General features: G+C 64.5%; 15 protein-coding genes. 10 read left to right on the top strand and 5 right to left on the bottom strand.

The genetic code is table 11. The features are described 5' to 3' along the window. Window positions 1–100: 100 nt before the first annotated feature. Complete coding sequence (locus NATTI_RS0112345; RefSeq protein WP_027119137.1) at window positions 101–787, top strand: DUF1405 domain-containing protein; 687 nt, start codon at window positions 101–103, stop codon at window positions 785–787. A 15-nt stretch (window positions 788–802) separates the two neighbouring features. On the opposite strand, the gene NATTI_RS0112340 is transcribed toward NATTI_RS0112345, so the two are convergent. Then, window positions 803–1174: a DUF7344 domain-containing protein gene (locus NATTI_RS0112340; RefSeq protein WP_006089774.1), complete on the bottom strand. Its 372-nt coding sequence runs from the start codon at window positions 1172–1174 to the stop codon at window positions 803–805. Between the two features lie 282 nt (window positions 1175–1456). Next, window positions 1457–4240, bottom strand: a complete 2784-nt coding sequence (locus NATTI_RS0112335; protein ID WP_006089773.1) for a valine--tRNA ligase — start codon at window positions 4238–4240, stop codon at window positions 1457–1459. 275 nt (window positions 4241–4515) lie between these two features. Between NATTI_RS0112335 and NATTI_RS0112330 the strand changes: the two genes are divergently transcribed. Both NATTI_RS0112330 and NATTI_RS0112325 read left to right on the top strand, forming a co-directional pair. Further along, the gene (locus NATTI_RS0112330; protein WP_006089772.1) at window positions 4516–5349 is read left to right on the top strand and encodes a DUF4097 family beta strand repeat-containing protein; all 834 of its coding nucleotides are present in this window, start codon (window positions 4516–4518) and stop codon (window positions 5347–5349) included. A 93-nt stretch (window positions 5350–5442) separates the two neighbouring features. Further along, complete coding sequence (locus NATTI_RS0112325; protein WP_241434314.1) at window positions 5443–6261, top strand: sensor domain-containing protein; 819 nt, start codon at window positions 5443–5445, stop codon at window positions 6259–6261. Here NATTI_RS0112325 and NATTI_RS0112320 read toward each other — a convergent pair. Then, a complete protein-coding gene (locus tag NATTI_RS0112320; RefSeq protein ID WP_019991846.1) occupies window positions 6242–6877 on the bottom strand; it encodes a hypothetical protein in 636 nt (211 codons plus the stop codon). The genes NATTI_RS0112325 and NATTI_RS0112320 overlap by 20 nt on opposite strands. 152 nt (window positions 6878–7029) lie before the next feature. Here NATTI_RS0112320 and NATTI_RS0112315 point away from each other — a divergent pair, with 152 nt between their 5' ends. From NATTI_RS0112315 to NATTI_RS0112300, 4 genes are all read left to right on the top strand, one after another. Then, a complete protein-coding gene (locus NATTI_RS0112315; RefSeq protein ID WP_006089769.1) occupies window positions 7030–9645 on the top strand; it encodes an efflux RND transporter permease subunit in 2616 nt (871 codons plus the stop codon). 292 nt (window positions 9646–9937) lie between these two features. Beyond that, on the top strand, window positions 9938–10417 hold the full coding sequence (locus NATTI_RS0112310; protein WP_006089768.1) for a (2Fe-2S)-binding protein: 480 nt from the start codon (window positions 9938–9940) through the stop codon (window positions 10415–10417). Continuing rightward, complete coding sequence (locus NATTI_RS0112305) at window positions 10414–12801, top strand: xanthine dehydrogenase family protein molybdopterin-binding subunit (RefSeq protein ID WP_006089767.1); 2388 nt, start codon at window positions 10414–10416, stop codon at window positions 12799–12801. Before NATTI_RS0112310 ends, NATTI_RS0112305 begins: the two co-directional genes overlap by 4 nt. Further along, a complete protein-coding gene (locus NATTI_RS0112300; RefSeq protein ID WP_006089766.1) occupies window positions 12801–13673 on the top strand; it encodes an FAD binding domain-containing protein in 873 nt (290 codons plus the stop codon). The genes NATTI_RS0112305 and NATTI_RS0112300 overlap by 1 nt, the downstream gene beginning before the upstream one ends. Window positions 13674–13764: 91 nt before the next feature. Here NATTI_RS0112300 and NATTI_RS0112295 read toward each other — a convergent pair whose 3' ends face one another. After that, window positions 13765–14010 carry an acetyl-CoA carboxylase gene (locus NATTI_RS0112295; RefSeq protein ID WP_006089765.1) on the bottom strand — a complete coding sequence of 82 codons (246 nt, stop codon included), beginning with the start codon at window positions 14008–14010 and terminating at the stop codon, window positions 13765–13767. Between the two features lie 186 nt (window positions 14011–14196). On the opposite strand from NATTI_RS0112295, the gene NATTI_RS0112290 reads away from it, so the two are divergent. The 3 genes from NATTI_RS0112290 to NATTI_RS0112280 are packed head-to-tail and all read left to right on the top strand — an operon-like array spanning window position 14197 to window position 17434. Continuing rightward, entirely contained in the window at window positions 14197–15099 is a 903-nt protein-coding gene (locus NATTI_RS0112290; protein WP_006089764.1) for a 5-oxoprolinase subunit B family protein, read from the top strand. After that, on the top strand, window positions 15099–16064 hold the full coding sequence (locus NATTI_RS0112285; RefSeq protein ID WP_006089763.1) for a 5-oxoprolinase subunit C family protein: 966 nt from the start codon (window positions 15099–15101) through the stop codon (window positions 16062–16064). The genes NATTI_RS0112290 and NATTI_RS0112285 overlap by 1 nt, the downstream gene beginning before the upstream one ends. A 17-nt stretch (window positions 16065–16081) precedes the next feature. Then, window positions 16082–17434 carry an acetyl-CoA carboxylase biotin carboxylase subunit gene (locus tag NATTI_RS0112280; RefSeq protein WP_019991844.1) on the top strand — a complete coding sequence of 451 codons (1353 nt, stop codon included), beginning with the start codon at window positions 16082–16084 and terminating at the stop codon, window positions 17432–17434. Window positions 17435–17462: 28 nt separating this feature from the next. Here NATTI_RS0112280 and NATTI_RS0112275 read toward each other — a convergent pair whose 3' ends face one another. After that, on the bottom strand, window positions 17463–18224 hold the full coding sequence (locus NATTI_RS0112275; RefSeq protein WP_006089761.1) for a LamB/YcsF family protein: 762 nt from the start codon (window positions 18222–18224) through the stop codon (window positions 17463–17465). Window positions 18225–18295 lie beyond the last annotated feature (71 nt).

Raw genomic sequence — 18295 nt, 5'->3', positions numbered from 1 at the left:
GGCTCGGGTGGAGCGATCGACCGATCGCGACGGTATCGACGATCGATACCCGACAACCGCTACTGTTTTGCGACTGTCGACCGTCACGATAGGTGAAACGATGTCCGCGACGACCCGGCTGCCCGACCGTGACCCGTTGCCGACGTATCTCGCACCCGTTCCGAAGCGACTCGAGGATCTCGGACTCCGGTTCGCGTGGCTCGTCGTGGCGATCAACCTCGCAGGGACGGCCTTCGGCTTCTGGTACTATTCGGGGCAGTTCGCCGAGACGCCGGCGGTGATGTGGCCGTGGGTGCCCGACAGCCCGATGGCGACGCTGTTCATCGCGCTCGCGATCGCCGCGTGGAAACTCGGCTACGAACAGCCGTGGCTGACGTCGCTAGCCTTTTTCGGAAACATCATTCTCGGGCTCTGGACGCCGTACACGCTGCTGGCCTTTTCCGACGCCTACGGCTACCTGCATCCGCTGATGTTCCAGTTCCTCTTCTGGAGCCACCTCGCGATGGTCGTCCAGGCGTTCGTCCTCCACCGGATCACCGACTTCCCCGTCTGGGCGGTCGCCGTCGCGCTCGTCTGGTACGCGAGCAACCTGGTCGTCGACTACTTTATTCCGATCGTCGGCGATCCACACCACACCTCGATCCCCGTCGATCGAGACGAACCGATGTATCTCGGTGCCGATGCACTCGGCGTCGTCGCCGCCGGCGAAGTGACGTTTACGCTGCTCGCGCTCTTTCTCGCGCTCGCGACCTGCGTCAAAAAGGTCCAATCGTCGCGTACGACCTGAATCCCCCAGGCGACGTTAGGCCGACCGGGGCCGTCGTCCGTCCTCGAGCGAGGCCAGTTCGAGGTACGGATCGAGGATTCGAGCCGCGTCGCGACGCTCGATCGTTTCCGCCGCCGGATCGTATCGAACGACGGCTGCGTCGATCAGTTTCGGCAGGTGGGCGTGGTGGAATCGAGTCGAGACTGCCTCGAGTCGTTCCGGTGTCAGGTCGCCGTTGCGGTGGGCGATCCCTTCGACGAGTTCGTCGACCGACACCGCCCCAACTTTCTGCGAGAGGTACGATAACGCGTCCCGTCGCTGTTCTTCGAGTAGAATGTCGAAGACGGCGTTCGTGGAGAGGGACGCGGTGCTGTTCGAAGATTTCACGTTCGAGGTATCTGTCTTCATAGTGCTCTGTACTCGGCTTACACGGCTGCTCACGACCTGTCGTCGAACGGCGACTTCAGCAGAGCACAGTTTCCGAATGGGTGAACGGTGTTATAATCTTTCTGTTGTATCGTACTACTTTCCAGAAAGTTTTGTATAATAAACTATTCCACCCAGGAATTTCGTTACTATCTGGAATTGTGACCTACGTAGAAGGTGGAGTGTCCAGTAGAGAGGTCATTACTCAGTCTACGCTTTTGGACGCCGATACGGCAGAACGGAAGCCGGTAACGAGCCGTGGCGTTACTCGAGAACGACGACTGCCGACTCGGTTTCGATCATCTCGCCAGCACCCGAGTAGCTGCGCTCGAGTTCGACATCGAACAGGTCGTCCTCGAGTTCCTCGCCGGCGACTCGCAACACGTCCGCATCGTCGTCGATCTCGTACTCCCCGCTATCGATCCCGGCGTCGATCTCGCCGACCTTCGAGCCGAACTTCGGTCCGAGCGTCGAGTAGTCGAGGTCGATCTTCGCGACCTCGGTCGTGACTTCGGGTTCGGTCTCGAGGACGGTCAACTCCTGGACGTGCATCACGTTCTGGATGGCGTCCTCGAAGCCCTTGATCGGACCGTAGACCGACACCGACTCGAGCGCTTCGTTCAGCGGCAACTGATTCTGGCTCTTGTAGCGTCGAAGCGCCGAGATAACCTCCATCGCGGTCTCGCCGGCCTCGAGGTCGGCCTCGTACCCCTGCGGTGCGGGCCAGTCGCGAGTGTGGATGCTGTTCAGATTCGTCGTCGGATCGTCGACATAGACCGCTTGCCAGATCTCCTCCGTGACGTGGGGAAGGAACGGCGCCCACAGCTCGAGGAACGTGCGGTGGGCAGTTCGAAGCGCGTACTGCGTCGAGGGATTGTCCTCGCGGCCCTTCGCGATCTCGAGGTAGTCGTCACAGAACGTGTTCCAGAAGAACGTTCGGAGACGGTCGCGAGCCTTCGCGAACTCGTAGTTCTCGAAGTGGTGGGTCAGCGTCTCGACGGCGTCATCGAGTTCCGCGAGCAGCCAACGGTCGATCGCCTCAAGTTCGGCCGGCTCCTCGGGTTCGGCGGGAGCAAGGGTGTCGACGAGCTTCGAGGCGTTCCAGAGCTTGCGCAGGAGCTTCTCGCCGGCGGTGAGGTCCTTCTCCTGGTACGGGAAGTCGTCGCCGACAGCGGCGCTGGCGGCCCAGAACCGGACGGCGTCGACGGGGTACTCGGAGAGCACCGCGTCGGGTTTGACGACGTTCCCCCGCGATTTGGACATCTTCTCGCGGTTCTCGTCTAACACGTGTCCGTTGATCAGCGTCGCGTCGAACGGCACCTCGCCGGTGTGCTCGTAACACTTGACGATGGTGTGGAACAGCCAGAACGAGATGATATCGTGGCCCTGCGGGCGCAGATCGAAGGGGTAGAGTTCGGGGTTGTCCATGGAGAACGCCTCGTTCTCCGCGTCCCAGTCCCAGCCCGCGTTGATGAGTGGAGTCAGCGAGGAAGTCGCCCACGTATCGAAGACGTCCTCCTCCGGAACGAACTTGTCGGCCCCGCATTCGGGGCAGGCGTCGACCGGTGGCTCATCCGAAAGCGGGTCGACGGGCAGCTCCTCGCGCTCGGCCATGATCTCGTTGTCACACTCCTCGCAGTACCAGACCGGGAACGGGATCCCCGAGTCGCGCTGGCGGGAGATCAGCCAGTCCCACTCGAGGCCCTCGATCCAGTGTTTGTACCGGGTGAACATCTTCTCGGGGTACCAGTCCATCTCCCGGCCGGCCTCGAGGTACTCCTCCTTGTGATCCAGAATTTCGACGTACCACTGCTTGGAGACGCGGTACTCGACGGGCGTGTCACAGCGCTCGTGGACGCCGACGGCGTGGGAGATTTCCCAGCGGTCGCGGAGGTAACCCTCCTCGTCCAGATCCTCGACGATCTCTTCGCGGGCCTCCTCCGTGGAGAGCCCCTCGTAGGTACCAGCGAGGTCGGTCATCGTCGCGGATTCGTCGATCGCGACGCGCAGCGGGAGGTCGTGGGCCTGGTACCACTCGATGTCGTTCTGGTCGCCAAAGGTACAGCACATGACGACGCCGCTGCCTTTCTCCATGTCGACGCGCTCGTCTTCGATGATCGGCACCTCGTGGCCGAAGAGCGGAATCCGGGCGGTCTCGCCGACCAGGTCCTGGTTCTCCTCGTCGTCGGGGTGGACGAAGACGGAGACACAGGCCGGAATCAGTTCGGGCCGGGTCGTCGAGATGACGAACTCCTCTCGGGGTGCGTCTCCGGTGAGTTCGAACGCGATGTCGTTGAAGTGGGAGTGGCGCTCGTCGTCTTCGGTCTCGACCTGCGAGATGGCCGTTTCGCACTCGGGACACCAGATCGCGGGGGCCTTCTTGCGGTACTCGCGGTCTTTCTCGTAGAGGTCGAGGAACGACAGTTGGGAGATGCGCTGGACGCGCGGTTCGATCGTCTTGTAGGTGTTGTTCCAGTCGATCGAGGTACCAAGCGCCTGCATCTTCTCCGTAAACTCAGCCTCGTACTCGTCACAGACCTCACGGCAAAGCTCCTGGAACTCGCGTCGCTCGTAGTCCTGGTGGCGGATGTCCAGTTCTTCCTCGGTTAGCCGTTCGCTCGCGATCCCGTTGTCGTCGTAGCCGAACGGAAAGAGGACGTCGCCGTCGGCCATTCGCTGGAAGCGCGCGGCGAAGTCCTGCAGCGTCGAGCCGTAGAGGTGGCCCATGTGCAGGCTGCCCGAGACCGTCGGCGGCGGCGTGTCGATGGCGTAGGTTGTGTTCGGGTCCTGTCCCGGCTCGCCGTTGTAAGCGTAGACGTCTTCGTCGACCCAGCGCCGTTGCCAGCGCGACTCGACCGCTTCGGGGTCGTATCCGCCCTCGAGGCTCGGCTCGCCGTCTCGGACGTCCTCACTCTCCTGCTCCGGCGCGTCCGTACTCATGCTCTCACCGCCCGTCTCGGGCGTCGGCCGTGCGTCGTCGTGTCGTCGAAACTGTGGTCGTTCATTGGAGATACCGGTCGTTGCTCGGTGAATGCTGGTCGCCGACAATACATCCGTCGAAACGGGGTGGGTACTGAGGGGCTACATCGCCCCTACGAAAACGGCGTCGGACGGGCCGTCGGGCGCGCCGGCCGTACTCGTGACGGTGTCGGACATACGTGGTTGTACTGCCGGGAACGGTGTTAGGTGTTTCGTCGCGAACGTGGCCGCTCCGGGACAGTCGAATCGACTGTCCCGATTCTCAAATAAAAGCATAGGGGTCCGGTTGGGCCGCCGACAGTCGACCGATCGGGTTAACGTGGTATCACGTTCTGGATGACACTATGAGCGCGCAGACGTCGAGACGAACGCTGTTCGGGGCCGCAGGGGCGAGCCTGCTATCGGCACTCGCAGGCTGTAGCGGGATGACACCGCTAGTTGGTCGACGGATCGAGGACCACGAAACGCTCTCGTCGGCGGACGCGGACCGACTCGCGGTCTTCGGCAGCGTGGGCGAGATCACGGTTGTCGGTACCGATCGCGACGACATCGCCCTCGACATCGAGAAACAGGCGAGTTCGATCAGAACCGACCTCGAGGAGCTCGAACTCCGAACCGAAATCGACGGCGATACCCTCGAGATCCGCTCAGAGTGGACGGGCAGCGTCGGCTGGTTCGAGAGCCAGCCAACGATGAACCTCGATCTCGAGATCCCCGAGGCACTGGCGGTCGAGCGAATCGAGGCGAGCGTCGGCCGCGTCAAGGTGGCGGACGTGACGGGCGATCCGACGATCGAGGCGACGACGGGAGAGATCGATGTCTCGAACGTCGACGGGACAGTCGGCGTGCAGTCGAGTACCGGCGAGGTCGAGATCCGCGACGTCGAGGGGGTCGCGGACATCCACACGACCACGGGCAGGGTCGAGACCGACGTGCCCGCGATCGACGGCGATACGACGATCAGCACGACGACCGGCAGCGTCTCCGCCACCGTCGATCCGGGTCTCGACGCCGAACTCCACGCGAGTACCACCACGGGCGGGGTCGACGTCACCGGCCTCGAGTTGACCGACGAGACGCGCGAGGACGACCTCGTGACAGGAACGCTGGGCGACGGCGGACCGACGCTGCAACTCGAGACGACGACAGGTGGGGTCGACGTGTCGCCGCTGTCATGATCGCGAGGAGAACGGCGGGGGGTCGCGGTGCATTCGACCCCGTTTCGTCAGATGGCGAACGTTTATTTTTTCGCGGAGAGCACTCACGACCGGATGGCGCGCACCGCGACGACACTCACCGACGGCCACCTCGGACGAGCGGCGGCGGGACTCAAGCGATTCGTCGCGGTGCCGTTCCAGCGCCGGACGTACCTGAATCTGACCTATCTGTTGCTCGCCTTTCCGCTGGGCATCGCCTACTTCGTGTTCGTCGTGACGGGGGTTTCACTCGGCATCGGACTCTCGATTATCCTCGTTGGGGTTCCACTACTGGCCGCCGTGGTCGTCGCCTCGCTCGCGCTCGCCGGCTTCGATCGCTGGCTGACGGCCGCGCTGCTGGATGTCGATATCGAGCCGCGGACCAGCCCCGACGGGGACACGCACGCCAAGCAGATTCGGTCGCTCGCGACTCACCGGAAGACGTGGACGTCGGTGCTGTATCTCCCCGTGAAATTCGTGCTCGGTGTCGTCTCGTTCGTGCTCGTCGGTACCGGCTTGTCGACCGCGATTGCCATGCTCACCGTCCCGCTCTACTACGACCAGCCGGGACTGTACGTCGGCACAATGTCGGATCGCGCACCCGAGATCCACCAGACGCTACATCTCGGTTGGGACTACCTCCTTGTCAGCGTCGACGCCGTCTTCACCGTCGGCTACTGGGAGATCACGACACTCTCACAGGCGCTCGCGGTCGCGGTACTCGGTTTCGTGCTACTCTTCGGCACGTTCCACGTCCTCAACGCGCTCGCTCGTGGCTGGAGCCGGTTCGCGCGACTCGCACTCGAGGGCGGCTACGATCCCTTCGCGGTCGTCGTCCAGCGGCTCGAGTCTCCGACGGAAGCCGCGAACGACCCTACTCCCCCAGGCGAATAACCGCGATCCCGTCCGAAACGCGCTCGAGGTCGCCGTCGAGGTAGGTCGCCAGTCGCTCGAGCGACGGTCCGCTCTTGTCGCCGTCGACGCTGATCACGCGAATGCGGTCGTGTTGGGTCGCGTCGTACGTCCCCTGCATGACGATCGAAAACAGCTCTCGCGGCGTCACCGGGTCGCCCGCGTCCAGCCGCGCGGTGATCCCCTCGAGCGACGATTCGACCGTCGTTTCGACGTCGAAACGCACGTCGACGGAGACGGTTTCGTCCCGGTCGGTCGCGGCGAAGTACTCTTCGGAGCTTCTGACGGCAGGTATGAGGATCTCCTCGAAGCCGACGCCGTACCGCTCGGTTCCGAGGTAGACGAAGGCGAACATCGCCCGGAGTCCGTCCAGAAACGCCTCGTCGGTGGTCGTTCGCTCGAACACCTGCTTTCGGTCCTTCTCGGGCAGCGTGTGGAGGAGAAGATCGAAATCGACGACGGCCGCGTGAATCCGGCGTCGGATGCGCGCTTCGGCGTTTCGCTTCGACTGCTCGTGGCCCATCTCCCGGTCGCCCAGCAGGTAGGCTCGGTCGGCCGGGCTGAGCACGCCGCGTTCGCGGTCGGTATCCGTGTTCATAATCGGTATCGGATTATACAACATCGGTTTCGACCCGAACCCCTATGGCTCTCCCGGTCCGAACACGCTGCAATGACTGCGAGACTGCGGGCCGTCGTTCCACGTTGCCACCGAGTCGCGTGGCGTGAAGAAAGGAGCGGGGCGGAGAGCCAATGAGCGAAGGACTGGGGAAGCGGTATGCGGATTTCGTCGTCTCACACAGCCGCCTCGTCGTCGTACTGGTCTTGTTGCTCACCGCCGTCGTCGCGGCCGGCGCGGTGATCGGTGAGAGCGAGGACGGCGAGATCGGCGACTTCGAGACCGACTCCGAGGAAACCGCGGCCTTAGCGGAGATCGACGAAACCTACGGCACCGACGACGGTGTCGTCGCCCAACTCGTCGTCCGCGACGAGGGCGGTGACGTCCTGACTCGCGACTCGCTGCTCGAGGGGCTGTACCTCCAACAAGAGGTACGCGAAGACGACGACCTGAACGCGACGCTCGACGACCAAGGGTTCGTCGGGCTCGAGAACATCGTCGCGACCGGCGCGGTGTTCGAGGATCGGGCCGCGGAGGCGAACGGCCCGCCCGACACGAGCGAGCCCACGCTCGAGGAGATGATCGAGGCGCTCGAGTCGCGCTCGGACGAGGAGGTCGAGGCGCTGCTCGCGGACGTGCTCGATCCCGACAGCGACCAGGGCGGTGAGGACGCCTACGAGTTCCTCCCGACCAGCTACGAACCGGGCGAGACCGAGGCCGAGTCGCGAATCACCTTCATTTTCCAGATCGACGACAGCGGCCCGGACGAGGAGCCACAGGCGGCCTACGACGCGCAGGTCGCGATCGACGGACTGGTCGATGAGCGCTTCGACGACGCGTTCCTCTTCGGCCAGGGAGTTACGGACGCGGCCTCCGCGAGCGCCGTCGGCGACAGCTTCGCGATCATCACGCCCGTCGCGCTCGTGCTCGTCCTCGGCGTCCTCGCGGTCACGTATCGGGACATCGTCGACGTACTCATCGCGGTCTTCGGCATCGCTGTCGTCATGGCCTGGCTCGCGGGTATTCAGGGCTGGCTCGAGGTCCCCTCGAGTCAACTGCTCATCGCCGTCCCCTTCCTCCTGATCGGGCTGAGCATCGACTACGCGCTCCACGTCGTGATGCGGTATCGGGAGGCCAGAGCCGGGGAACTCGAGGAGACGGAAGCGTTGGCGGCGGAGAACGGGGGAAACGGGACGGAAACGGAACACATACGAGAGTCGGACGGCGGCCTCGTCGGGACGCGGGCCGGCATGACGCTCGGACTGTCGGGCGTCGTCCTCGCGCTCGGGGCGGCGACGGTCTCGACGGGCGTCGGGTTCCTCTCGAACGTGGTCAGTCCGCTGCCAGCGATTCAGGACTTCGCAATCTTGAGCGCCGGCGGCATTCTCGCGACGTTCGTCGCCTTCGCCGTTCTCGTCCCGGCGCTCAAGGTCGAGGTCGACAACGTGCTCGAGAACCGGTTCGGACGAAATCGAGCGAAACAGCCGTTCGGAACGGGCACGAGCGTCGTCAACCGCGTCCTCTCGCGATTCGTAGCGCTCGCTCGCCGCGCGCCGCTTGCGGTCGTGCTGATCGGATTCTTGCTTGCGACCGGCGGCGCCTACGGCGCGACGACGATCGATACGGAATTCAATCAGGCCGATTTCCTCCCCGAAGACGCCCCCGAGTGGGCTAAGTCCCTCCCCGGGCCGCTGGCGCCGGACACGTACACGATCAGCGACGACGCCGCCTATCTCGGCGCGAACTTCGCCGAACGCGGAGAGGGGAGTCAAACACAGATACTGATACGTGGCGACGTGACCGATCCCGACGCGCTCGTCGCGATGGACGACGCGATCAGCGGGGTCGGCGACGACAGTACGATCATCGTTCGACCGGGCGGCGCTGCAGCGATCGAGGGGCCGCCATCGGTCATCCGCGAACTCGCCGCCGAGAACGAGACCGTCGCGGCCGCCCTCGAGGAGCGCGATACGACCGGCGACGACCTGCCAAACGAGGACGTCGACGGCTTCTACGACGTGTTATTCGACGTCGATTCGGACCGTGCCTCCGAGGTAATCTACCGGACCGACGACGGGAGCTACGAGACGTCCCGGCTGCTGGTCAGCGTCCAGGGTGACGCGGCCGCACAGACCGTCGCCGACGACACTCGTGACCTCGCGGCCGCGATCCAGAGCAACGGGCCAGTCACCGCAGTCGCGGCTGGCGGCCCCGTGACGACCGCCGTCGTCCAAGACGCCCTCCTCGAGACGCTCGTCCAGGCCTTTGCGATCACACTGGTCGTTATCCTGACGTTCCTGACGGTCCTCTACTGGGTTCGCCACCGTGCGCTCTCACTGGGCGCGGTCACGCTCGCGCCCGTGGTCGCCGCCCTCGCGTGGCTGCTCGGCGCGATGGCGCTGCTCGATCTGCCGTTCAACAGCGAGACGGCCGTCATCACCAGCCTCGCGATCGGTCTCGGAGTCGATTACAGCATCCACGTCGGCGAGCGGTTTATTGCGGAACGAGAAGAGCGGGAGTCGCTCGAGGAGACCCTCGCCGCGACGATCACGGGCACCGGCGGCGCGCTCCTCGGCAGCGCAGCGACGACGGCGGCCGGCTTCGGCGTCCTCGCGCTCGCGCTCGCACCGCCGCTGCAGCGGTTCGGATTGGTGACGGGGATGAGTATCATCTTCGCGTTCATCGCCTGCCTCACCGTCCTGCCGTGTCTGCTCGTACTCCGGGAGCGAGTGCTCGCTCGAGCGGGCTAACGGGAGCGGCGGAGCGTCTCCGCCCCAGTCGGCTCGACCACTCTGCTGTCGGCCCGTCGACGGCGACCGACCGTTCGGGTGTCGTCCGCACCGTCGACCGCACTCCAAGTGGTACAACTCACGGATGGGACGAGATTTGGGAGTGATATGTCCGGGTTTATGACGGTCAGAAGCGGTGATTTCGGTCACAAACCTATTTACCTCGATGCGGTGTGCATAGTGTGTGAGTTTCTAACAAGAGGGTTGGAAACAATACTCGGGACGGAGCCGCTCGGACGCTCCGGGAGTAATAATGTCAGAACACAACATTTCTGTAACAGTCAACGGCACACACCACGAACTGACGGTCGAACCACGAACGCTGCTCGTTTCGGCGCTCCGAGAGCAACTCGGCTACACCGGGGCGAACGTCGGCTGTGAGACCGGGCGGTGTGGCACCTGTACCGTCAGAGTGGACGGCGAAACGATCAAATCCTGTACGCGGTTTGCCGTCCAATCCGACGGCGCGGAGATCGAGACGGTTGAAGGACTCGCTGACGACGGCGATCTCTCGACCCTGCAGGAGCAGTTTCAAGAGAATCACGGGCTCCAGTGTGGCTACTGCACGCCGGGGATGCTCATGTCCGCCGACACGTTCCTGCGGGAGAACGAGGATCCGTCGCGCGAGGAGATCCGGGACGCCATCGAGGGGAACCTCTGTCGGTGTACCGGCTACCAGAACATCGTGGACGCGATCGAGGCCACGGCGGACCAGTTGGGTGAGCAACGATGAGCGACGCGGACACGGGTGGAGCGTCCGACACAGACGGCAACGGGGCCTTCGGTGCCGCGATCGAACGCGGCGAGGACGTTCCACTGCTGACCGGATCCGGGGAGTACACCGACGATATCTCCCTGCGCGGAACGACCCACCTGGCGATCCGGCGCTCCGACCACGCCCACGCGCGTATCGAAAATATTGATACCAGTGACGCGGAAGCGATGGAGGGCGTACTCGCGGTGTTCACCGGCGAGGACGTCGTCGAGAGCGGCGTTCCGAACACGATCCTGACCGCGTGGGATCTCCCCGGACTCGTCCAACCACAGTACCGCATGCTCGCCACAGATAAGGTCCGCCACGAGGGAACCCCCGTCGCCGCCGTCGTGGCGGAGACCCGACACGCGGCTCACGACGCCCTCGAGCACATCCACGTCGAGTACGAGGAACTCGAGCACGTCACCGATCCGGTCGACGCCGTCGAGCGCGACGTCCCGCCGGTCCACGACGAGGCCGAGGACAACGTGGCCTTCGACTTCGAACTCGGGGACGCGGACGCGACCGACGAGGCGTTTGCCGACGCCGACCGGGTCGCGAGCGTCGACCTCCGACAGCCGCGTCTCATCCCGAACGCGATGGAGCCGCGAGCGGCCCTCGCCGACTGGGAGGAGGCGACGGGAAAGCTCCGGCTCTGGATGACGAGTCAGAACCCCCATCTTCACCGGATGCTGCTCTCGGCGGGGACGCTCGGACTGCCGGAGAACAAGATTCAGGTGATCGCCCCCGAGGTCGGCGGCGGCTTCGGGAGCAAGATCTACCACTATCCGGACGAGGCCGTGACGGCCTGGTGTTCGATGCAACTCGGCCGGCCGGTGAAGTGGCAGGCGACGCGCTCGGAGAGCTATCTGACCGACTGTCACGGTCGGGACCACGTGACGACCGGCGAAATCGCGCTCGACGACGACGGAACGATCCGCGGCGTTCGAGTGGAAACCCACGCCGGACTCGGCGCACAGCTCTCGCAGTTCGGGACGGCGACACCCTCCTATCTGTATGCGACCGTCCTCTCCGGCCAGTACACGATTCCGGCCATCCACTGCCACGTCATCGGGGCGTTCACGAACACGACCCCCGTCGACGCCTACCGCGGTGCGGGCCGGGCCGAGGGAATCTACGTGATCGAACGGCTCGTCGACGTCGCCGCGCGGGAACTCGAGGTGGACCCGGCCGAACTGCGTCGGCGAAACCTCGTCCCACCGGACGAGTTTCCCTACGAATCGGCGGCTGCGCTGGTCTACGACAGCGGCGAGTACGAGCGCGCGATGGATCTGGCGCTCGAGCACGTCGACTACGAGGCGCTGCGCGAGCGCCAGCGCGAGCTTCGAAACGAGGATCGGTACATCGGCATCGGGATCGGCAGCTTCATCGAATCGGCCGGGCTCTCGCCTTCGGGACTCGCGGGTGACCTCGGCGCGCAGGCCGGGGGCTGGGAGAGTTCGATCGTCCGCTTCGATTCGACGGGATCGGTAACCGTCCTCGCGGGAACGGCCGACCAGGGACAGGGGCATCGGACGACCTACGCCCAGGTCGCGGCCGAGGAGCTCGGCGTCTCCGTTGACGACGTCACGGTCGTCGAAGGCGACACGGATCGAATTCCCCAGGGGATGGGCACTTACGGCAGCCGCAGCGCCTCGGTCGGCGGCGGCTCCATCGCCCGCGGCGCACGCGAGGTCAGGGAGAAGGCCCGTCGGATCGCGGCCCACCAGCTCGAGACCAGCGTCGACGACATCGAGTTCGACGACGGCGAGTTCCACGTCGCCGGCGCGCCGGATCGTTCGCTGCACATTCAGACGATCGCCCACGAGGCCTACCTCGGCCACGACCTGCCCGAGGGGATGGATCCGGGGCTCGAGGAGACGAACTTCTACGATCCGGAGAACTTCACCTACCCCTTCGGCACGCACGTCGCCGTCGTCGAGGTCGACCCCGAGACGGGCGAGATCGAAATCGAGCGCTACGTCGCGGTCGACGACTGCGGCGAGATCATCAACCCGATGATCGTCGAAGGGCAGGTCCACGGCGGGATCGCACAGGGGATCGGCGCTGCGCTCTACGAAGGCGCAGCCTACGACGACGACGGCCACCTCAGAACCCGTCGGATGGACGAGTACGTCGTCCCGCACGCGACGCAGTTGCCCGACTACGAGACGGACCACACGGTGACGCCGAGTCCGCACAACCCGATCGGGGTCAAAGGCGTCGGCGAGTCGGCGACCATCGCGGCAGCGCCGACGATCGTCTCGGCCGTCACGGACGCGCTCGAGCCGTTCGGCATCGACCACCTCGACATGCCGATCACGCCGGAGTCGGTCTGGCGGGCCACGGGGGGTGATAACTGATGTACACGAACGACTTCGACTACTACCGCGCCGACAGTGTGGACGAGGCGCTCGACCTCCTCGGCGACCACGACGGTGCCGAACTGGTCGCCGGCGCGCACGGATTGCTGCCGCGGATGAAAACCGGGGACGAGTCGCCGCCGGCGCTCGTCGACATCGGGCAGTTGAGCGGGCTCGATGCGATCGAAGAACTGGACGACGAGAACGGCATCTCGGTGGGGGCGCTCGCCACCCACGCCGAGATTTCCGAGTCGGAAATCGTCCGCGAACACGCGGCTGCGCTCGCCGACGCCGCGTCCGAGTTGGGCGATCCGCCGGTCCGGAACGGCGGCACGATCGGCGGCAACCTCGCCCACGGCGATCCGCGATCGGATCCGCCGGCCGCCCTCCTCGCGCTCGAGGGCACCCTCGAGGTTCGTGGCTCGAACGGCGAGCGAACGATCGACGCCACCGATTGCTTCGAGGGGCCGTTCGAGACGGCGGTCGCCGACGACGAGATCGTCACTGCGGTTCGAATTTCGACCGACAACGATGCCGTGAGCGGCTACCACAAGCGCCGAGACCCCCTCTCGGGCTACGCGATGGTCGGCGTCAGCGTCTGGCTCCGTACTGATGACGAGACGATTGAGGCGGCGCGAGTCGCCGTCACGGGTGCGACGACGACCCCCACGAGACTGTCGGCCGTGGAGGACGAACTCGAGGGGAGTGCAGTGAGCGAGGAGACGATCACCACGGCGGCCGCCGAGTCGGGCACCGCGCTAGACGCCGACGCGTTCGTCTCGGACGTACAGGCAAGCGCCGAGTACCGCGAGCACCTGCTGACGATCGACACGGAGCGCGCGCTGTATGAGCTGCTGGACGTCGGTCAGTAACCGATCGTCGTCTCTTTCGCTCGAGCCGGGACGGAACAGGGCTACCGCTGACCCAGTTCGGTTTCGGAGGCGAGGACGGCTCGACGCGAACTCAGTTGATCTCGAGAACGAGCAGCTCATCGCCGGCGTCGACTTCCTGTTCGTTCTCGGCGACGAACTCGGTGACCGTGCCGTCCGCCGGAGCGGTGATGTCGTGGAAGTTCTTCATGACGCCGACCAATCCGACGACGTCTCCCTCCGAAACCTCGTCGCCTTCGTCGACGAACGTCGGGTCGTCCGGATCTGGACGCGTGTAGTAGACGCCGGGCATCGGTGACTGGATGTGTTCTGTCGTCATTTATGAAATCTTACTATTGGATAAGGCGCCCGAGCATATAGGTTTTGACAAACCTATACCCCCTCGAACATCATCGTAAACACATCAACCACCATAGTTTACAGGCATATGTAATTGTTTTAGTACGTTTCTCGTCCGACTCTAGTCGGCATCTATACAGTGGTAACCGCTCTCTTTGAACGTAGGATGAGCGAACAAACGATAACGAGGCAAGAGCTTCCGTCACCACGGTACGAGTACGGCGGGGACGACTGGGTGTTCGTCGAACTCGACGAGGCGATGAGCTTCGATGCGAACTTCAAGGCGCAGGCGATCACGCAGGAGATCCGCCAGAACAGTCTCGAGGGGCTCGTCGAGGTCGCGCCGTCGAACGCCTCCTACCTGATCCAGTTCGATCCGGCCGTGTTGCATCCGGACGAACTGATCGAGGAACTGAAATCGCTCGAGGACGAGATCGACGTCTCCGACTACCAGTGGGAGGCCCGCGTGTTCGATATCCCGGTCTTCTACGACGATCCGTGGACTCACGACACACTGATGGACTTCCGGGAGCGCCACCAGGATCCGGACGCGACGGACCTCGAATACTCCGCAGAACTCAACGGCTTCGACTCCGTCGAGGCGTTTATCGATCATCACTCGGGTGCGCCGCACATGGTGACGATGATCGGCTTCGTTCCCGGACTCCCCTTCTGTTTCCAGATGGTACCCCGCGACGAGCAGATCGAGGTGCCAAAGTACGAACAGCCGCGGACGGCGACGCCGAGCCGAGCGATCGGCTTCGGCGGTGCGTTCACCGCCATCTACCCCGTCCCCGGCGCGGGCGGTTACCAGCTCTACGGTCGAACGCCCGTCGAGGTACTCGACGTCGACCAGGAGCTGTCGGCGTTCGAGGACTCGATGGTGCTCCCCAACCCGGGTGACATCCTCAACTTCCGCCAGATCGACCGCGAGGAGTACGACGCGATCCGCGAAGAAGTGGAGGACGGCAGCTACGAGTACAACTACGATCGAGTCGACTTCGAGCCCCAAGCGTTCTTCGAGGACCCAGACGGCTACAACGAGCAGCTTCTGGAGGTGCTCGAGTAATGCGGATTCTCGACGGTGGACTCGTCACGACGGTCCAGGACACCGGCCGCCACGGCCACTACCACATCGGGATGCCGCCCTCCGGCGCGATGGACCAGTTCGCCCACAAAGTGGGCAACTGGCTCGTCGGCAACGACGAATCCGACGCGACGCTCGAGATGACCTACATGGGCGCGGACGTCGAGTTCGAGGACGACGCCGTATTCGCCGTTACGGGCGCGGATATGGAGCCTACACTCGAGGACGAACCGGTCCCGACGTGGACGGCCGTGCAGGCCGACGCGGGCGATACGCTCAGTCTCGAGTTCGCGACGGAAGGCGCGCGAACGTACCTCGCCGTCGCCGGCGGCGTCGACATCGAGCCGGTGATGGGGAGTCGGTCGACGTACACCCTGATCGGCATCGGCGGCCACGAGGGCCGATCGCTCGAGGCGGGAGACGAACTGCCGATCGGGGAGCCCTCGGCAGACATTGACGACGTGATCGGGAACTCGATCGACGAGGCGGACCGACCGGACTACTCGACGAACGAGATCAACGTCGTGATGGGACTCTGTGACTATCGGCTCACCGACGAGGGCCGACAGCGCTTCCTCGACGCGGACTGGAAGGTCTCCGACGAAGCCGACCGCGTCGGCTACCGCTTCGAGGGCCCCGATATCAGGGAGATGTTCGAGGAGCGCGAGCAACCGTTCGGTGCCGGGACGGACGTCACCAACGTTGTCGACCTCGGCTACCCCGTCGGCTCCATCCAGATGGCCGGCCAGCCGATCATCCTGATGCGAGACGCCGTCACCGGCGGCGGCTACACCACCGTTGGAACGATCGTCAGCCCCGACCGCGGTGCGCTCTCGCAGTGTCGAACGCACAGCACCGTCGACTTCAACGCGGTCGACGTGGAGGAGGCACTCGAGATCCGTCGCGAGCGAGACGAACTGCTTGCGGACATTCAGGAGTCGCTGTAGTGCGGAGTTACCAATAGATGATCAACAAAGTACTCGTTGCGAATCGAGGCGAAATCGCGGTCCGCGTAATGCAAGCGGCAACCGAACTCGGAATCGACACCGTCGCCGTCTACAGCGACGCCGACGAGACGGCCAAACACGTCCGGCGCGCGGACGAAGCCGCTCACGTCGGCTCCTCCGTCGCCGGGAAGAGCTATCTCAACCAGGAATCGCTGCTCGAGGCGGCGGCCGAGACCGGTGCCGACGCGATTCACCCCGGCTACGGCTTCCTCGCGGAGAACGAGTCGTTCGCCCGCCGCGTCGAAGACTCCGAGTTCATCTGGATCGGGCCGCCGGCGGACGCGATGGCCGACTTCGGCGAGAAGACGAAGGCTCGAGCCATCATGAACGAGGCCGGCGTCCCGATCGTTCCCGGGACCGACGAGCCGATCGACGACCCCGCGCGAGTGAAAGCCTTCGGCGACGAGCACGGCTACCCCGTCGCGATCAAGGCCGACGGCGGCGGCGGCGGTCGCGGGCTGAAAGTCGTCGAGAATCCCGGCGAAGCCGAGGAGGCGTTCACGAACGCCAAACGAGAGGGCGAGGCGTACTTCGACAACGACGCGGTTTACGTCGAGCGCTTCCTCGAGAACCCACGCCACATCGAGGTGCAGGTCATCGGCGACCAGCACGGGAACGTCCGTCACCTCTACGAACGGGACTGCTCGGTGCAGCGCCGTCAGCAGAAACTCATCGAGGAGACGCCATCGCCGGTGCTCGACGACGAGACGCGGGAAGAACTGTGTGAAGCCGCACGGTCCGGCGTCGCCGAAGCCGGCTACAGCAACGCCGGAACCGTCGAGTTTCTCTACGAGGACGGCGAGTTCTACTTCCTCGAGGTCAACGCCCGAATTCAGGTCGAACACACTGTCACCGAGGCCGTGACGGGCATCGACATCGTCAAAGAACAGTTCCGGGTCGCCGCGGGCGAAGAACTCTCGTTCGAGCAGGACGAGGTTGAGACCCGTGGAGCGGCGATAGAGTTCCGCATCAACGCCGAGGATCCGTACAACGACTTTTCGCCAACCCCGGGCACCCTCGAGACGTACCGGCCACCGACGGGGATGGGCGTCCGCGTCGACGACGGCGTCAACGAGGGCGATCGAATCAGCCCGTTCTACGACTCGCTCGTCGGGAAGTTCATCGTCACCGCACAGGATCGAACGGAGATCCTCGAACGAAGTAAACGGGTCCTCGAGGAGACCGATGTCGAGGGGATCGCGACGACGATTCCGTTCCATCTCGCGGTGCTCGAGGACGACGCGTTCGTCGACAGCGAGCACACGACGAAGTACCTCGACGAGCAGTTCGAGGGGCTGGACGAGGTCTGACCCGCCGGGGCGTCGCCACGCCTCCGGTTTACACCAGTTCGTCGAGGCGAGCCAGTTCGATTTCTTCCGCCTCGAGTCGCTCGTGGATCGACTCGAGCAGTTCGACGGCGTTCGGGCCGTCGCCGTGGATACAGATCGACGATGCGGGGACGTCGATCGTGGTGCCGTCGACGGCTTCGACCTCGCCGCGGCTCGCGATAGAGACGACGCGATCCGCGACCAGCTCTGGATCCTTCGGCTCGACGGATTTCTCGACGATCAGGGTTCGGTCGGGGTTGTAATCGAGGTCGACGTAGCCCTCGAAGACGGCGTCTAGTTCGTCGTACTCCTGGGCGACTTCGTAGATGTTCATATCGGTTGCCAGGTAGATGAGGTCTGGATCGACCTCGAGGATGCCCTCCATGACGGCCCGACAGTGCGCTTCGCTCTCGGAGAGCATCGAGTACATCGCGCCGTGGGGTTTGACGTGCTGGACGCTCGCGCCGTGGCGCTTTGCGAACGCTAGCAGCGCCCCCAACTGGTAGACGACGTAGTCGCGAACCTCCTCGGGCGTCGCGTCCATCGTTCGACGGCCGAAGCCCATCTTGTCCGGGAGGCCGGGGTGGATCCCGATTCCCACGTCGTGTTCCGCCGCGAGTTCGACGGTCTCGCGCATGACGTGGGGGTCGCCCGCGTGGTAGCCGCCGGCGATGTTTGCAGAGGTGATGTACGGCATCACCTCGCCGTCGCGTCCCATCGTCCAGTTGCCGAAGCTCTCGCCCATGTCGCAGTTGATATCGATTGCAGTCATCGGTGGAATAGTACCGTATCACGTCCTTCGTCGCCGATCTACTTGAGGTGTTGTGGCCGGGCCGGTTCGCT

Source organism: Natronorubrum tibetense GA33 (assembly GCF_000383975.1).
Lineage (GTDB): Archaea > Halobacteriota > Halobacteria > Halobacteriales > Natrialbaceae > Natronorubrum > Natronorubrum tibetense.
Note: the sequence above shows the minus strand (reverse complement) of the source record. Positions and strands in the feature narration are given on the sequence as shown.

Excerpts from the sequence above, each read along its gene's own strand:
- NATTI_RS0112305 (WP_006089767.1), top strand. The coding sequence starts at position 10,414 with ATGAGCGACGCGGACACGGGTGGAGCGTCCGACACAGACGGCAACGGG.
- NATTI_RS0112300 (WP_006089766.1), top strand. The coding sequence starts at position 12,801 with ATGTACACGAACGACTTCGACTACTACCGCGCCGACAGTGTGGACGAG.
- NATTI_RS0112325 (WP_241434314.1), top strand. The coding sequence starts at position 5,443 with ATGGCGCGCACCGCGACGACACTCACCGACGGCCACCTCGGACGAGCG.
- NATTI_RS0112275 (WP_006089761.1), bottom strand. The coding sequence starts at position 18,224 with ATGACTGCAATCGATATCAACTGCGACATGGGCGAGAGCTTCGGCAAC.
- NATTI_RS0112280 (WP_019991844.1), top strand. The coding sequence starts at position 16,082 with ATGATCAACAAAGTACTCGTTGCGAATCGAGGCGAAATCGCGGTCCGC.
- NATTI_RS0112315 (WP_006089769.1), top strand. The coding sequence starts at position 7,030 with ATGAGCGAAGGACTGGGGAAGCGGTATGCGGATTTCGTCGTCTCACAC.
- NATTI_RS0112285 (WP_006089763.1), top strand. The coding sequence starts at position 15,099 with ATGCGGATTCTCGACGGTGGACTCGTCACGACGGTCCAGGACACCGGC.
- NATTI_RS0112330 (WP_006089772.1), top strand. The coding sequence starts at position 4,516 with ATGAGCGCGCAGACGTCGAGACGAACGCTGTTCGGGGCCGCAGGGGCG.
- NATTI_RS0112310 (WP_006089768.1), top strand. The coding sequence starts at position 9,938 with ATGTCAGAACACAACATTTCTGTAACAGTCAACGGCACACACCACGAA.
- NATTI_RS0112345 (WP_027119137.1), top strand. The coding sequence starts at position 101 with ATGTCCGCGACGACCCGGCTGCCCGACCGTGACCCGTTGCCGACGTAT.
- NATTI_RS0112290 (WP_006089764.1), top strand. The coding sequence starts at position 14,197 with ATGAGCGAACAAACGATAACGAGGCAAGAGCTTCCGTCACCACGGTAC.
- NATTI_RS0112295 (WP_006089765.1), bottom strand. The coding sequence starts at position 14,010 with ATGACGACAGAACACATCCAGTCACCGATGCCCGGCGTCTACTACACG.
- NATTI_RS0112340 (WP_006089774.1), bottom strand. The coding sequence starts at position 1,174 with ATGAAGACAGATACCTCGAACGTGAAATCTTCGAACAGCACCGCGTCC.
- NATTI_RS0112320 (WP_019991846.1), bottom strand. The coding sequence starts at position 6,877 with ATGAACACGGATACCGACCGCGAACGCGGCGTGCTCAGCCCGGCCGAC.